This is a genomic window from Pectinatus sottacetonis, assembly GCF_015732155.1.
Taxonomy (GTDB): domain Bacteria; phylum Bacillota; class Negativicutes; order Selenomonadales; family Selenomonadaceae; genus Pectinatus; species Pectinatus sottacetonis.
In genome coordinates this window covers 509880-523900 of sequence record NZ_WIQK01000001.1, presented here as the reverse complement: position 1 = coordinate 523900, position 14021 = coordinate 509880, and the positions used below count along the sequence as shown (strand labels likewise).

The following is a 14021-nucleotide window of genomic DNA, read 5'->3' as shown; positions in this document are numbered from 1 at the left end:
CCTGATTTATTGTAAAATATTTAGAAAATTTTAAAGAAAAATTTTGAGTATAATAAGGACAGTATATTTGAAATCAGGGATAGTACGGTTATTATAAAAGGAGAAATAAAATATATGATTAGCGGAACTGAACGGAAAAATATTCAACCAGGGATCAAGGTAAAAATAGTACGGAAACAACATCAAAAAACTGGACAGCTAACTGAAGGAATTGTAAAAGATATATTGACAAATAGTGCTGTGCATCACAGAGGCATAAAAGTACGGCTTGAAAGTGGACTAATTGGTAGAGTTCAGGAAATCTTATAGTATTATATAAGCATTAGTAATTGAATATTATATGAGGATGATGATATCATTTTGGTCAATGTTATAGAAATACATGATCTTTATGCTCCCGAACTATTTTTCAACTACCATGGACCAGAATGGGTAGTGATGTCTCTATATTGAGAAACTGGGGATTTAAAACAGTTGCAATGGCATTGAATACTAATTCCATAAGCATTGAAGATAAAAAATTGTCTGCGGAAAAACGTCTGGCTTTAATATTTGGCAGTGAAGGTTATGGTTTACCATCAAATATTATCACTGCCTGCGATTATGTAGTAAAAATTCCTATGTCACATCAAGTGGATTCACTTAACGTAGCTGCTGCAAGTGCTGTAGCATTTTGGCAGCTACGAGTAAGAAAATAAACTGGGGATGATAGGTGCTTTGGCAAAATAATTTTTAGATAATGATTTGTATAAGTACATTAGTTATGCTAAAATACGAGCAAATAATAAAAATGGAGATGTTAAGTTATGGATAAAGAATGGTTGGACTATATAACGGAAAAGACACATGACTTGATAAATGCTGCATCGTGTTGTGATGAAGCAAAGGCAGCAGCCCAGGCCTGGCTGGCTGCTGTTAATACAAAGCAGGAAGTTGCTGAAACCCAAAAATATATTGCAGAATTGAAGGCCGATATCATGCCCGTTGGGATGCTGGTTGATTTTGCTGAATCAGATAAGGGCATACAGCTTTTTGGTGTTGATACAGCCAAAAATATTGCAGCACATGGCAGACAGATTCAATCTGCCGGGGCGAAATATTGTGATTGCCCTGCTTGTACAGCTGCAGCTGCTATTCTTAGCAAGACAAATACACCTTTTTAAAATTACGTAAAAAAAGACTCATGTAATGGTTGTTTTAAAATAATCATTACATGAGGACTTTTCTAAAATTATTTAAAATCAAGCTAATGCTTTGTCAAGTGCTGCTTTTACGTAACTTTTTATTTCTTCGTAACTTTGTCCTGGTTGAGCTTCATATAATTTTTCCCTGCCGATGAATAAAGAAGGCACATAATAATATTCGTAACCTTTTATGGCACTTGGGTCTTCATTTTCTTCATGCCACTGGATAGAAATAGCCGAATAAGCTTGATTTTCCATTATTAATTCCTTAATGGCTTTTTTTGCTTTATGACAATATGGACAGTCTGCTAGATAAAATGCAGTAATTGTTTTCATGTGTGGTTCCTCCCTTATTAGTTAATATATTACGTGTATTATATTATTTTTGCTGAGTGAATTTCAGGATTTCCTCTTGTAATAGCAAGAATACTTTAGCTAATAGATATCCATCAGCTGCTGCGTGATTTAAGCGTACACTTACTGGCATTATCAGTCGATTATTTTCTTCGTGATAACGTCCCCAATTTACAATTGGCATAAAATAAAGATATCCATCTGGTAATTCCACGTGCATTGAGTCATAGGATAACCAGGAAATATATGATGCATCGAACCAGTTGGGGTGGTTTTCTATATCCAGTGCGTATTTTTGCGACTGTTTTGCTTTTACTATGTCTTTTGCACATGCGGCATAAAAATATACATAGTCATTCTGGTATTGGCTATAAACCGGGGTGCAGGTTTCTGTATCTTTATGAAAAATATAGTGTGTAGGATTTATTTTATCATATATAACAACCTGTTGTGTCTGCCAGAAATATCCCATTCGGTAATCTTCCCGCGAGTTTAGTGTTTTTGCCAGTATATAAAGAAAATTTATATAAAACTTTGTTTTCGTGTCCTGCGAATACTTTTTTAATACTGTTACATCTAGGTGGCTGGTCATTGATATAGAGCATTTGCAGTCCTCAGAAAAATGGCGGAATACACCGCGCCGATAATATTTATCCATATTAATAATTTTGTAATTCATGTATTTTGCCTTCTTTGCCTTAATTTTTTATTAAATTATGATGCAAAGCCGGCAGCCAGCAACTTTTTTACTTCATACAATCGTCGCTGTACCAGCTTTGTATGAAGCTTTTGCAATACAAAGAATCATATTAATCATCTCCCTTATGTATATTATATAAGACTGATAGTATTTATTTCAATATTATGAGTAGATAATTTTTTTGTTTTTGTGTGTCATGGATATTTTCTCCCTATTCTCTATGTTTTATGCATTTTTATCTAAAAGTAAAACACAGATAGTATTAATTGTATAAATCTAGTTTCTAATTTCTGGGGATATATAATAAAGAAATACCCCTTGGAAAATATTATTTCATTTATGCTATTATATCACTTAACACGGATACGGAATCGATTTAGCCATTCCCGTTTAATCAGCGAATGAAAGGACTCGATACAGGCATTATATCCCACGGAAAAGCTTTTTTTGAGTAACTGCGCTGCATGTTTTTCGTAGCACGTATGTACTCCTGTGATACGTAAGCACTGCCGCGGTCTGAATGAATAACCAATGGTTGGTCTCAATGTTTGCTGGCTTATGTTGAGATTTTTAGCACAACCGACCAACCCCAGATCTCGATGATCATGATAGTAGTGAACGGCATCCAGCTTAAAATGTTTTGCCATAATAAATTTCTCCTATTACTGATACTTCTATTGTATCATGGTTTCATGTATAGGATTTTCTCATTTTGGCTTGTACTATTTTTATTCTAATACTAAACCTTATTCTCTTTGCTTCAGACCTTAAAGCCGGAAATAATCTTAACGACACTATTTCGCAAGAATTTCAGCGTCTTCCTTATTGCTGTCTTGACTATAGATAAATAAACTTTATTTGATTTTCCCCCATAAATAACAGCGTTTTATTTTATATCCATCACTTTATTTTTCTAATCGGATGACGAATAACCGTTTTCATTTTAGCAGATATGGTCTTTCTGGGATCAGAAAGATATATTTCATGATGTAATCGCTCATCCGTAATATCATTTTTAAATCCGTTGTTCTTAATATATTCATCTATGATTGCAACAGTAGCCAGTTCGTCATCAAATGGACCAATATGCATCATTTGCACACACAAACCTTCGTTAATTGTAATAAATTCAGCAGAAGAACAATCTATCTTCTTTTTCTTCGCTGCTGTTTCAACTGCCCAGTTAAAATCGACTTCTTTTACAAAATCCGGCAGTCTGATAACGGAGATCCAATGAAAATTATCCTTATTGCTATAGTCAACACCTTCAACATTATTCTGCCACCAAAAACCTTCAAGCGGTGGTACTACATATTCAAAAAATCCATCAATCTTGTATTCTCCTTTATAGCTCATTTTTAATGTATAGGATACTGCATATAATACACTGATCGCCTGTTGATATATACCATCTTTTTCATTTGGATTACCCTTACCACGCACAGCAATATAATTCATTGCTGGAATAGTTATAATTTCCGGTTTCTTTTTTGGCATATAAAGTTCTTTGTATTGCTTTTTAAAATCAAAAATCATATTTCCCTTCCGTTTTTATTACACTCTATTTGGGTAGTATATATTGTCCATCATCTAAATGGTATGTCTATTCCCTGCTGAATGGATTTATATAGCCCATTTTTCATAAAATAGTAGTAATCATCAAGCTGTTTCCCCTGTATAATACCTAATATGGATAACATCAATTTTGTAAATTCTAATGTTGCTGCTCCATTGGCGGTGACTATATTACCATCGACTACAGCCTGCTCATTTATATAATTTTCTTCATTGGTATACTTATCTTTAGCATACGATTTTAATTCAGTTAAAGCATTGCTGGTATGTTTTACATTGTTTAAAACCCCGTTAGCTCCTAAAAATACTGTGGCATCGCAAATTGCACCTATAGGGATTTTTTTTGCTAAAGCTGTATTGACTAATGTCATTACCTTTTCTGCTCCTTTTGTTCTCCAAGAAAGGCCGCCAACCAACACTAATCCGGAGAATTCTTCTGGAGCATCCTGTACTGTACAGTCGACATTGACCTGTAATCCTCCGATAGAAGTACATATCCCTTTTTCACTACTTACATATTTGACTTGATAATCAGGATCGATGCTTTTTATTGTTGAAGTTAAAAAGGCTGCCTCCCAATCAGCAAATTCTGGCAATATAACTACTAGAAGAAGTTTTTTCATAAATTTTCTAACCATCCTTTTATTTTATTATATGTATGCTTTCAGAGATTAAATCTTTAGACATCAAATGGATCCTGTCCTTTATCCTCAGGCCAGATATATTCAATATCATCAGCATACTGACGCGCAATGTATGTTCCATAAATATCCTTAATGAATCCTAATGCCATATCAATGCCGGCAGAAACTCCTGATGCTGTATAAAATTTACCATCTACTACCCATCTGGCAGATTTTTACCATAATACTTTATCTGAACTTGTCATGACCCAATTAAAAGCTTTTTTATTAAATGTTGCTTTTTTACCGTCTAATACGCCTGCTTTAGCAAGTACTGCTGACCCGGTACAAATAGATAAACAATATGTGGCTGTTGACGCCATAGCATATAAAGCTTTTAAAAATATAGTATCTGAAATCAATTTTCTGGTCCCCATTTTACCAGGGATAACCAAAACACCGGACGGATTAGCCTGCGCTATTGGTGATGTATTGACTTCTAGTCCTTGAGCACTTGTTACTTGTCCTCCATTGAGAGAATAATAGTTGAATATTCATCAAATCCTGCCCAACGTGATAGAATATACATGGCCAAAAAGTGAAAATCAATATCCATTTTATTACCTTCTTAGGAGAAATCAAAAAACCTTTTCTGCTTATTATACAGCAATAAAGGTGACAACTATATGTCACCTTTATAAAAAGAATATATTTTATTTAATTTCTGCTCAATTTCTGCTTTCAACTCTACAGGAGAAATAATCTTAACTTTGTCCAGGATACTAAATACAAAATCTGCTGCCCAGTTTAAATTATAAACATTAAAACAGATTTGTCCTTTGGTATCACGTTTTTTAATCGAACGTTTCAAGAAACAAGCATCGATTTTATTTGTCAAATAAAATTCATCTGCTTTATTATATTCAAGGACAACTTCAAAAAGTTTAGTTTTATCCTTGGAATTGAAAATGTCTGCTTCATTATTTTGCAGCATTTTAATTTTTTCAATAGGCTGAACTTGAAATGTTTCCTCCAGCACCTTATATGAGGCAATCCGGCTGATTTTAAATAGCCGGAAATCTTTTCGCTTCCGGCAAAAAGCATACAGATACCAGTTTGACTGTTTAAAAACTAATTTGTACGGTTCTATTATCCTCTCTATTCGGGAATCTGTAGATATGTATTCTAAACGAATGCAATGCTGGTCAGTAATGGCCTGATGCAGGTCAGACATTTTTTTAGCAGTGATATCATTCGGGTACCATGCTGAAAAATCGATGGCATACTCACTTTTAGAAAAAGCAGTTCCTTCTTTTTCAGGAATAAGCTTTGCAATTAAATTTGTTATAGAAGTATCACTGTCAATACTTTTAAGAGCATTTAGTCCTGTAAATATTTGTTTAATTTCGCCAGTTGAAAGGATATTCTTGTTAAATTTATGTTTTTCTAAAATATGTATGCCACCATCATGGCCAGAAATAGATTCAATTTTGATTCCAGCGCAACTTAAGGCAGCTAAATCTCTTTGAATTGTTCTTTTTGATGTTTCGAAACGGTCAGCAAGTTCCCTGACTGTAGTTTTATCAGTATTTGCAAGTACATAAAGTATGCTGGCTAATCGACCTGTTTTCAAAGATGCTCACCTCACATAAAATTATTCCATTTCACCTTTTAACATCGATTCAAAGATGGAGCCAAAGATTTGTTTTAATGCACCTTGAACATCTTCAGCAGTTTGTAAATCATAGTTTGAGAGAATTTGCTAATATCTGTTCACCGGGAGTTTTTTTAGTCATGGTGGATACCTTCATTAAATGATATTTACCCTATTATGAAGGATTGAGTAGATTAAGGTAAAGTTCTTTTTACACAAACTATTTTACACTCCCCATTGCATTATTAAATAAATTATGATAGTATAAAAAATAATAAAAGGATAGTTGATGCCTGCAAGCTCGGCTTTCCTCATATAATGAATATGTTTGGAAGAAAGCCGGCTTACATATGTGAGTCGGTCTATTTCATTTTAGTATATGAAATAATGGCAACTATAAGAATACCAAAACTTATCATTAGAGATAAGACTTGAAATGTATTCACAGCACCACCTCCTCCATAGAGGAAGAACCGAAACATCAACTATCCGTGAAAATTAGTATATCATAATGAATTATCAGCGTCTACTTTAATAGTAGATGCTTTTTATTTAATAAAACGAATTAGAGCAATTATTTGTGTAAGTAATGCCAATAGGCAGCTGCCTGTCCAGCTATAATGCTGATAAGCCCAGGCACCGCTGAAGGAACCAAGTGCACCGCCGACAAAAAAGGTAATCATATATACTGCCGTAATACGGCTGCGGGCATTTTCATTTAATTGGTGAATGCGGGTTTGATTGCTGACATTGCAGCACTGAACACCGATATCGAGTAAAATTAAGCCGATGATTAATCCCCATAAAGTGTAGCCGCACAGCAGAAAAATAAGATAGGAAATAATAATGACTAAAATGCTGCTTCCAACAGTAAAACGGGTGCCTTTTTTATCGGCAATACGACCAAAAAATGGAGCTGAGGCGGCGCCAATGACACCAATAAGACCAAATAAACCGGCATAACTGGAATTAAGTTGATAATAATCATGTAATTGAAATGTAAGTGTAGTCCAAAAAATACTAAAGGCAAAAAAAGCCATAGCACCAATAATAGAAGCCTGTCGCAGGGCTGGATAATTTTTTATAACAGTAAATATTGATAATAACGATTGTGAATATTTAATTTTGTTAAGGGCAGGTGAACGGGGCAGAGTGAAACGCAGTATTACTGCTAGAATAAACATGATAAAAGAAGCTATTATATAAATGGTTTTCCAATTATAGAATTGAGCGATATAGCCACTGAAAACACGTGATAATAGTATGCCGATCAATATACCGCTCATAATAGAGCCGATAGCGCTGCCACGTTTTTGTGGCTTGGCCAGTTGGGCACCAAGTGGAATTAAAAGCTGAGGAATAACAGAAGTAAAACCGATAAATAAAGCGGCAACGGTCATTAAATACAGATTAGGCGAAATATATAAAGTTAATAAAGCTATGCCAGCTAAAGTTGACATTATAACAATAAAACGCCGTTTTTCTAAAATGTCAGCTAAGGGAAGCAGTAACAGTATACCTAGAGCAAAACCTATTTGGGTTAAGGTTACGATGAGACCGGCATTAGCCGGATTGATATTGTAATAGGCGGCTATTTGTGCCAGTAAGGGCTGCATATAATAAAGGCTGGCTGCAGAAATACCGGCAGCAATTGACATTATTATTAATAATAAATTAGTAAGGCTGTTTTTTTCGGCTGTTGCTGGGACCGAAATGTAATTAGTAGTATTCATAAAAACTCCTTTGCTATTGCTATTTTCTTTATATAAATATACAATAAATTTATCATAGTACAAGATGTTTAATTATCATAGTATAAATACTAACAGCATATTTTTAGGAGCGTTATGAGTAATAATATTGGTAAAAATAAAGAATTAGGAAATTTTTTAAAATCACGGCGGGAAAAAATACGTCCATCGCAGGTAGGATTGCCCGATAACGGACGACGGCGCACACCGGGACTGCGGCGGGAAGAAGTCGCTGTGCTGGCGGGAATAGGGACTACATGGTATACATGGCTGGAACAGGGGCGGCAGATAAGTGTATCTGATAGTGTATTGGCAAGTGTAGCCCGAGCATTATTGCTTGATAGTCATGAAACAGCGTATATTTTTGAATTAGCGCAGTTAAAACAGGAAAAAAAATTAGAAGCGGTTGTAAAAGCCGATACTATGTACCAAAATTTTCTAGACAGCCTTAATTATTCACCGGCAACAATGATTGATAAATATTGGAATGTAATAGCTTGGAATAAGGCGGCAGAAACTGTATTTATTAATTTTGCGGACATTGATATTGTCGAAAGAAATATATTAAAATTGATGTTTACCAACGAAGAATATCAAAGTCGTTTTGCTAATTGGGAAAAAAAGGCCAAAAGAATGCTGGCTGTTTTTCGCGCTGAATGTGCTGATACTGTAAACGACATCTGGCTTAAAAAGTTTATCGGTGATTTAGAAGTAAAAAGTACGGCGTTTGCTAAGTGGTGGCAATTGTATGATGTGGCAGCGGAAAAAGAAATACGTAAAATAATCAATCATCCGCAGGTCGGTAAATTATCATTTGAGCATACGGTATTTTTAACACCGGAAAATAATTTTAAAATATATATTAATACACCGGAAAAAGCAACGGATACGGTAGATAAGATGAAAATATTATTGAACTAATAAGGAATAACCTCATAGCTTAGGAATTTTGGTCACTATCGCAGGATCACGCATTTCGTTTATTAGTGCCTGCAAGATGCATAAAATCCAGGAATTTGATATGTTATGGGAAAGTATTGGTAGTGTACCAAAATGAGAATAAAAACAATGAATCATGAAAGTGAGGAACATATCCTATGAAAACGAATGCCAAACGTACACCAGTGACGGATGATATTGTTGAAGCTCTTCTTCAAGGAGCTATTGACACCCATATTCACGCCAGCCCTGATCTTGTTCCAAGAAAAATGTCGGATATAAATAGTTCTTATTATAACTACACAATGTGGAGGAGAGATCTTTGATGAAAAAAATTTTGCTTTTTTTATTAGAAGGTTATGCGGATTGGGAATCGGAATATGCAAGTGCTAAGTTAAATAAAGCTGAATTAGGATATTGCGTTCAAACAATTTCCTTAAACGATTCACCGGTTATTTCACAAGGTAATATCTCTACTAATATAGATTATTCTCTAGACTCTTTTCACGATTTTAGCACGCTGTCTGCATTTATATTAATTGGTGGTATTGGCTGGGGCAACAGAAACTTAATAAGAGGATACAACCTGGGACGATACGATTCTGATATGAGCAACAAGATCAATGACTTTATAAACAAGTGTTTATCATCTGACATCTTAGTTGCAGCAATTTGCGACGGGGTTACATTTTTAGCAGATAACGGCTATTTAGATAGTATTGTTCACACTGGTAATACAGTTGAATATCTACAGGAAAAAGCTCCATTATACAAAGGGACCGGGTATTTTAAAGAGAAACAAGCAGTAACCGATCATAATATAATAACTGCCAATGGAACCGCAGCTTTGGAATTTGTACGAGAAATATTAATCAAAATGAATATGTTAGAGAATGAAAAACAGGCAATTGAATGGTTTGATTTATATAAAAAAGGTTATTATTTAGAATAGACTTTTTTATAATAAACTAGAAATTTTTCATTAGAAGCAGGAAAATCAGTTCGTTTTGTCTTAATCGGTGCAACATGTCCACGGATAACGTCTCGAGCTATAATCTTTATGCTACAATCTTTCTCATCATTCACCGATACCTTCAAAGATATGGTCTAACTGTTCAAACGTATTAACTGCCTGATTAAATTCCTGATTTTGATTTGTATAGAGTAAATCCTCATGCAACGATTCATATCTGCGGTGAATAGCATCATCAAAACAGTGCTTCCACGAAGAAAAATCATATTTACCAACTGGGTTATAATCTTTATCAATATTGCGCTTCTGCAGGTAAAATCCGTCCGTAGTCTTTGTAAGCTCAAGCAGCCTTTTTAACTCTGGCGCATTACTCAAAAAGCGCTGAATATCCTCTCGTTTAAAAAGTGCTGTTACATCATAGATGTGACGAACTTTATTAACCAATGTTCCACAAATCGCATGCCTTTTTACAGCCATCACCTTATCAAGAAAAGTCCGCTCTATGGCTAGTGTATTTATAGAAATTGGTTCCAATTCAAATTCTGCAACAGCATCATATAAATTATTTTCCTCCATATATTTCCTTCATGCTTGGAATGGCATACTTAGATACAGGAGATAGAAATTTTCGTATGTTATTTTTTACATGAAAATTACTTAGAACTCTTTCCAAAAATGCCAACGTCGATTTTTTATATTTTCGATGTGCTAAAACGTACTCCACTGCTTGCTCAGAATATTCATTAGCAAATTCCTTCATGTATTCAAGCAGCCTACGATAATTTATTTCTTCTATTTTATCGTAATTTTGAAGAATTTCTAGCATTTCAATTATAGAAATGACCTCTGAATTTAATGTCATATTCAGCTTACGTATTATGACATTACGAATATTTTTCTTTTCTTCATTCAATGCAGTGGATAATATCTCCAGTTTTTTTGCAATTTGCGTGGTCAATCCTTTTTGATGATACAGCTGATATCCTATTACCATACCGCTATTATTGGCTACATAATGTTTTGAAATTTCATTATCACTGATTGTCACCAGACCAAATCTAGATTGCTTGGGACGATAATACACTCCCTTTGTCAAATGCACAAGTTTCCCATGCTTTACCAATCGCGTAATTATTTTATAATATGTTTGTGCCGGAACATCCATTACAGACTCGCGGTAAAAAGTTCCAGCTTCTATGATTTTATTTTCTTCCTGCTTCAGAATTAGCTCTTCCACATATTTCGAATAGTTAATCATCTATATCACCTCCACACTTTCAGTATAACCAGATGTATTAATTTTTATCAAGTAAAATTGATTTTTACTCTTCAATTCAACATCAACGAGAAGATTGCCTGTCCACAACGCAGTAAATAGCACAACTTTCCAAATTCAAAAATACAATGAAGATCCTGTAAAGAATGAATTGAACCGGGAATTTAACGGTCAGAGGCCTTATCTGTAGTTGTAAGTGATTTGATATATGTTAGAGTAAACTACAAATGAAATTACGCGTGTGTGCTGGTAGATTTATTTAACCGGGAAATTATTGGTTATAGTGCTGGCGTGCATAAAAATGCTCAATTGGTATATGATGCCTTTGCAACAGTAAAAACAGATTTGCGAAAAATCCAAATATTTCACTCAGACAGAGGCAGTGAATTTAAAAATGAACTGCTTGAAAAAGTAATCACTACATTTGAAATTAAACGATCTTTGAGTATGAAGGGGTGTCCGTATGACAATGCTGTTGCCGAGGCGACGTTAAAAATATTTAAAACGGAATTTGTTTATGGACGCAATTTTGACAGTTTGAGCCAGTTGCGGTACGAATTAAAGAGTTATGTGAAATGGTTTAACAATAATAGAATTCATGGATCATTAAATTATATGACTCCGGTGGAATTTAGAAAATTGACCTTATAAAAAGTGTTCGACAAAGTGTTGACAATCCAGTGCCTTCCTTATATCCGGGTTTTTGGCAATAAAGAGTTTTTTCAAAGTATACACTTCCTTTTTACTCTATATGTGGTAAAATATATTTATGTTTACCACATATCTGATAATTGTGAGGTAGTCTTTGATGAATCGTCCGCAAAAAAAGATAGATGATCTAAAACAAATGAATAAAGAAACCCTAGCGCAGCGAATCCGTGTGGTGCGCGGCTACTATGATAAATCACAAACGGAATTTGCCAAAGAATTAGGCATCAGTCAATCTGCTCTTTCGGCCATTGAACTTGATAGAGGCATGCCGTCGGCCGATATCATACAAAAAATCGGGAAAATGGGCTTTGATCTCTATTGGTTGCTTTATGGGGAAACACCTAAAAAAGAACTATCAGAAATAACGGTGACCAATACTGCGTTAAACTGGGAAAAAATTCAAATCAATAAAATTTTGGGTTCTCTTTCCTATGAAGAATTACGTTTTTGCCGTCAATGGCTTGAGCTGTATGCCAAATCGCTAAAGAAATCTGATTCTAAATAATTGGGAAAGGAGACGATCAAATGTTGTATTTATCGCAAGATTATTTTAATGACCTTATGGTAAGAATGGCTCACCACAGTACTGCCATTGAAGGAAACAGCCTTACCCAGGGTGAAACGAAAAGCATTCTGATTGATGGCTACGTGCCACGGCCTATGGATATGCGTGAACTCCATGAGGTATTAAATTACAAAACGTATGTCCCTAAAATGCTGGAAGATTTAAGGCTTAAAACAGAAATCTCTCTGGAATATATTCAATCTATACATGCGATTCTTTGTCATGAAGCAATTGAATCCGTTCCGGGTAAATTTAAAGTTCGCCAGAACATGATTGTTGGAGCTAACTTTGAGACAATACCTCCTTACCTTGTACCAACCGAGCTAGAAAATTGGCGGCAAAATTTGAAGTATCAATTAGAACAGGCCAAAAGCAATGATGAAATGGTAGAGGGAATCTGTCGGCAGCATATCCAGTTTGAACACATTCATCCTTTTCCAGACGGAAACGGGCGCGTTGGACGGGCTTTAATGGTCTATAGCTGCCTTCAGATGAAAGTGCCGCCCATTGTCATTCCTGTAGAAGAAAAGAAAAAATACATCAACTATCTCAATACGGAAAACTTAGCGGGACTTATCAATTTTTCAAAGGGACTGCAACAAAAAGAAATAGAACGCATCCAAGCTTTTGTTCATGAAAACGAGCAAGAATTTGTCGTCCAAAACATTTTCCAGAAGTAAAACCGTCCCGCCAGGCTCTCGTATCAATCCAGAAGCAAACAGTGAAAAATGGTTACCATAAAAAGATAATTAAACCAAAGCAGGACACATCGCGTGGTTTTCTCATAGTAACCGCAAAATAAAGCAGTGGCTATAAAACATACCTCAAACATGAGATAATTTCTTTAGAGTTTTCAAAGCAGGTCGAAAAACTCGAAAAACTCGAAAAAGTCTAAAGGGGGATTTTCTCATAAGTACTAAAGAATTAACAAGACAATATCGTTTGCAGCAATGGCGGAAGTATTTGAAAGAGCGAGCGGGCAGCAATCTTACAGTAAAATCTTTTTGTGAAAAGTATGGTTTAAACGTAAAAAGTTATTATTATTGGCAGAAAATAATCCGTAATGAAGCAGCTAAGTCTTTAGTAGGTGCTATTGTTCCTGTTAATATTTCGGGTGCCTGCTCGTTAAAATCAGCAGCTGTTCCAGCAAAAATCATCATTCGCTATGGTGATTTTTGCTTGGAAACACGGGATAATATACGCCCTCAATATCTGGAAGAAACGCTGGCGTTATTTATAAAAATGGAACAGAAGTATGCTCGGTGACATATCTTCAGTAGAACATATTTATATAGCCTGTGGTCATACGGATATGAGAAAGTCAATAGATGGTCTTTGCTGTTTAGTACAGCAAAAATTCAAGATGGATCCGTTTGACAAGAGTTTGTTTTTATTCAGCGGCAGGAAACACGACCGGCTTAAAGCATTATTATTTGAAGGTGACGGTTTTGTCCTTTTATATAAACGGCTGGAAAATGGCAAATTCCAGTGGCCGGATACACCTGAAGAAGTACTGGATTTAAGCCGGCAGCAATTACGCTGGCTGCTGGAAGGTTTATGCATAAACCAGCCTAAAGCTGTAAAGAAAATAACCGCTAAAAATTGTATATGACCGGTAAATTCATAAATTGCTATGAATTTACCGGTCTTTCTGCTAGTGTGCCCGGCATGGGCGCAGTCTAACGGGTGAAAGTCCCGAGTGCAGGTTAATAGTGC

The 14021-nt window shown here is 35.1% G+C and carries 21 protein-coding genes and 1 pseudogene; 11 read left to right on the top strand and 11 right to left on the bottom strand.

The features are described 5' to 3' along the window. The first annotated feature begins 114 nt into the window (after window positions 1-114). From I6760_RS02425 to I6760_RS02415, 3 genes are all read left to right on the top strand, one after another. Entirely contained in the window at window positions 115-309 is a 195-nt protein-coding gene (locus tag I6760_RS02425) for a YwbE family protein (protein ID WP_196592929.1), read from the top strand. A 119-nt stretch (window positions 310-428) separates the two neighbouring features. After that, complete coding sequence (locus I6760_RS02420; RefSeq protein WP_196592928.1) at window positions 429-698, top strand: TrmH family RNA methyltransferase; 270 nt, start codon at window positions 429-431, stop codon at window positions 696-698. Between the two features lie 108 nt (window positions 699-806). Further along, window positions 807-1163: a molecular chaperone Hsp90 gene (locus tag I6760_RS02415; protein WP_196592927.1), complete on the top strand. Its 357-nt coding sequence runs from the start codon at window positions 807-809 to the stop codon at window positions 1161-1163. A 78-nt stretch (window positions 1164-1241) separates the two neighbouring features. On the opposite strand, the gene I6760_RS02410 is transcribed toward I6760_RS02415, so the two are convergent. The 9 genes from I6760_RS02410 to I6760_RS02375 form a co-directional block, all read right to left on the bottom strand. After that, window positions 1242-1520 (bottom strand): glutaredoxin family protein, encoded by a 279-nt coding sequence (locus tag I6760_RS02410; protein WP_196592926.1) that lies wholly within the window; start codon window positions 1518-1520, stop codon window positions 1242-1244. 43 nt (window positions 1521-1563) lie between these two features. Then, complete coding sequence (locus I6760_RS02405; RefSeq protein ID WP_196592925.1) at window positions 1564-2217, bottom strand: CatA-like O-acetyltransferase, family 3; 654 nt, start codon at window positions 2215-2217, stop codon at window positions 1564-1566. Window positions 2218-2588: 371 nt separating this feature from the next. Continuing rightward, the gene (locus I6760_RS02400; RefSeq protein ID WP_196592924.1) at window positions 2589-2885 is read right to left on the bottom strand and encodes a hypothetical protein; all 297 of its coding nucleotides are present in this window, start codon (window positions 2883-2885) and stop codon (window positions 2589-2591) included. Window positions 2886-3138: 253 nt separating this feature from the next. Further along, entirely contained in the window at window positions 3139-3774 is a 636-nt protein-coding gene (locus I6760_RS02395) for a GyrI-like domain-containing protein (protein ID WP_196592923.1), read from the bottom strand. A gap of 50 nt (window positions 3775-3824) precedes the next feature. Continuing rightward, window positions 3825-4436: a DJ-1/PfpI family protein gene (locus tag I6760_RS02390; protein WP_196592922.1), complete on the bottom strand. Its 612-nt coding sequence runs from the start codon at window positions 4434-4436 to the stop codon at window positions 3825-3827. A gap of 236 nt (window positions 4437-4672) precedes the next feature. Then, a complete protein-coding gene (locus tag I6760_RS13025) occupies window positions 4673-4918 on the bottom strand; it encodes a DJ-1/PfpI family protein (RefSeq protein WP_407947307.1) in 246 nt (81 codons plus the stop codon). Window positions 4919-5118: 200 nt separating this feature from the next. Continuing rightward, the gene (locus I6760_RS02380) at window positions 5119-6069 is read right to left on the bottom strand and encodes a helix-turn-helix transcriptional regulator (protein WP_196592921.1); all 951 of its coding nucleotides are present in this window, start codon (window positions 6067-6069) and stop codon (window positions 5119-5121) included. 383 nt (window positions 6070-6452) lie between these two features. Beyond that, window positions 6453-6572, bottom strand: coding sequence for a putative holin-like toxin (locus I6760_RS13020; RefSeq protein WP_407947291.1), 120 nt, complete (start codon window positions 6570-6572; stop codon window positions 6453-6455). A 66-nt stretch (window positions 6573-6638) separates the two neighbouring features. Further along, on the bottom strand, window positions 6639-7823 hold the full coding sequence (locus I6760_RS02375; protein WP_196592920.1) for an MFS transporter: 1185 nt from the start codon (window positions 7821-7823) through the stop codon (window positions 6639-6641). A gap of 114 nt (window positions 7824-7937) precedes the next feature. Between I6760_RS02375 and I6760_RS02370 the strand changes: the two genes are divergently transcribed. The 3 genes from I6760_RS02370 (at window position 7938) to I6760_RS02360 (ending at window position 9732) form a co-directional block, all read left to right on the top strand. Next, window positions 7938-8762, top strand: a complete 825-nt coding sequence (locus tag I6760_RS02370) for a helix-turn-helix transcriptional regulator (protein WP_196592919.1) — start codon at window positions 7938-7940, stop codon at window positions 8760-8762. A 176-nt stretch (window positions 8763-8938) separates the two neighbouring features. Then, on the top strand, window positions 8939-9106 hold the full coding sequence (locus I6760_RS02365) for a hypothetical protein (protein ID WP_196592918.1): 168 nt from the start codon (window positions 8939-8941) through the stop codon (window positions 9104-9106). Next, window positions 9106-9732, top strand: coding sequence for a DJ-1/PfpI family protein (locus tag I6760_RS02360; RefSeq protein ID WP_196592917.1), 627 nt, complete (start codon window positions 9106-9108; stop codon window positions 9730-9732). Before I6760_RS02365 ends, I6760_RS02360 begins: the two co-directional genes overlap by 1 nt. A 126-nt stretch (window positions 9733-9858) precedes the next feature. On the opposite strand, the gene I6760_RS02355 is transcribed toward I6760_RS02360, so the two are convergent. Next, window positions 9859-10329: a nucleotidyl transferase AbiEii/AbiGii toxin family protein gene (locus I6760_RS02355; RefSeq protein WP_196592916.1), complete on the bottom strand. Its 471-nt coding sequence runs from the start codon at window positions 10327-10329 to the stop codon at window positions 9859-9861. Beyond that, window positions 10316-11011 (bottom strand): hypothetical protein, encoded by a 696-nt coding sequence (locus I6760_RS02350; RefSeq protein WP_196592915.1) that lies wholly within the window; start codon window positions 11009-11011, stop codon window positions 10316-10318. Before I6760_RS02350 ends, I6760_RS02355 begins: the two co-directional genes overlap by 14 nt. Before the next feature lie 139 nt (window positions 11012-11150). On the opposite strand from I6760_RS02350, the pseudogene I6760_RS02345 reads away from it, so the two are divergent. The 5 genes and pseudogenes from I6760_RS02345 to tnpB all read left to right on the top strand — a co-directional run. Further along, window positions 11151-11680: pseudogene (locus tag I6760_RS02345) on the top strand (IS3 family transposase); the annotation flags it as partial. 157 nt (window positions 11681-11837) lie between these two features. Further along, window positions 11838-12245 carry a helix-turn-helix domain-containing protein gene (locus I6760_RS02340; protein WP_196592913.1) on the top strand — a complete coding sequence of 136 codons (408 nt, stop codon included), beginning with the start codon at window positions 11838-11840 and terminating at the stop codon, window positions 12243-12245. A gap of 20 nt (window positions 12246-12265) precedes the next feature. Next, on the top strand, window positions 12266-12985 hold the full coding sequence (locus I6760_RS02335) for a Fic family protein (protein WP_196592912.1): 720 nt from the start codon (window positions 12266-12268) through the stop codon (window positions 12983-12985). Window positions 12986-13247: 262 nt separating this feature from the next. Beyond that, window positions 13248-13571: an IS66 family insertion sequence element accessory protein TnpA gene (gene tnpA / locus I6760_RS02330; protein WP_407947290.1), complete on the top strand. Its 324-nt coding sequence runs from the start codon at window positions 13248-13250 to the stop codon at window positions 13569-13571. Beyond that, the gene (gene tnpB, locus I6760_RS02325) at window positions 13561-13917 is read left to right on the top strand and encodes an IS66 family insertion sequence element accessory protein TnpB (protein WP_196592910.1); all 357 of its coding nucleotides are present in this window, start codon (window positions 13561-13563) and stop codon (window positions 13915-13917) included. The genes tnpA and tnpB overlap by 11 nt, the downstream gene beginning before the upstream one ends. Window positions 13918-14021 lie beyond the last annotated feature (104 nt).

Excerpts from the sequence above, each read along its gene's own strand:
- I6760_RS02390 (WP_196592922.1), bottom strand. The coding sequence starts at position 4,436 with ATGAAAAAACTTCTTCTAGTAGTTATATTGCCAGAATTTGCTGATTGG.
- I6760_RS02365 (WP_196592918.1), top strand. The coding sequence starts at position 8,939 with ATGAAAACGAATGCCAAACGTACACCAGTGACGGATGATATTGTTGAA.
- tnpB (WP_196592910.1), top strand. The coding sequence starts at position 13,561 with ATGCTCGGTGACATATCTTCAGTAGAACATATTTATATAGCCTGTGGT.
- I6760_RS02425 (WP_196592929.1), top strand. The coding sequence starts at position 115 with ATGATTAGCGGAACTGAACGGAAAAATATTCAACCAGGGATCAAGGTA.
- I6760_RS02370 (WP_196592919.1), top strand. The coding sequence starts at position 7,938 with ATGAGTAATAATATTGGTAAAAATAAAGAATTAGGAAATTTTTTAAAA.
- I6760_RS02375 (WP_196592920.1), bottom strand. The coding sequence starts at position 7,823 with ATGAATACTACTAATTACATTTCGGTCCCAGCAACAGCCGAAAAAAAC.
- I6760_RS02340 (WP_196592913.1), top strand. The coding sequence starts at position 11,838 with ATGAATCGTCCGCAAAAAAAGATAGATGATCTAAAACAAATGAATAAA.
- I6760_RS02395 (WP_196592923.1), bottom strand. The coding sequence starts at position 3,774 with ATGATTTTTGATTTTAAAAAGCAATACAAAGAACTTTATATGCCAAAA.
- I6760_RS02420 (WP_196592928.1), top strand. The coding sequence starts at position 429 with ATGGGTAGTGATGTCTCTATATTGAGAAACTGGGGATTTAAAACAGTT.
- I6760_RS02400 (WP_196592924.1), bottom strand. The coding sequence starts at position 2,885 with ATGGCAAAACATTTTAAGCTGGATGCCGTTCACTACTATCATGATCAT.
- I6760_RS02405 (WP_196592925.1), bottom strand. The coding sequence starts at position 2,217 with ATGAATTACAAAATTATTAATATGGATAAATATTATCGGCGCGGTGTA.
- I6760_RS02355 (WP_196592916.1), bottom strand. The coding sequence starts at position 10,329 with ATGGAGGAAAATAATTTATATGATGCTGTTGCAGAATTTGAATTGGAA.
- I6760_RS02335 (WP_196592912.1), top strand. The coding sequence starts at position 12,266 with ATGTTGTATTTATCGCAAGATTATTTTAATGACCTTATGGTAAGAATG.
- I6760_RS13020 (WP_407947291.1), bottom strand. The coding sequence starts at position 6,572 with ATGTTTCGGTTCTTCCTCTATGGAGGAGGTGGTGCTGTGAATACATTT.
- I6760_RS02350 (WP_196592915.1), bottom strand. The coding sequence starts at position 11,011 with ATGATTAACTATTCGAAATATGTGGAAGAGCTAATTCTGAAGCAGGAA.
- I6760_RS02360 (WP_196592917.1), top strand. The coding sequence starts at position 9,106 with ATGAAAAAAATTTTGCTTTTTTTATTAGAAGGTTATGCGGATTGGGAA.
- I6760_RS02415 (WP_196592927.1), top strand. The coding sequence starts at position 807 with ATGGATAAAGAATGGTTGGACTATATAACGGAAAAGACACATGACTTG.
- I6760_RS02410 (WP_196592926.1), bottom strand. The coding sequence starts at position 1,520 with ATGAAAACAATTACTGCATTTTATCTAGCAGACTGTCCATATTGTCAT.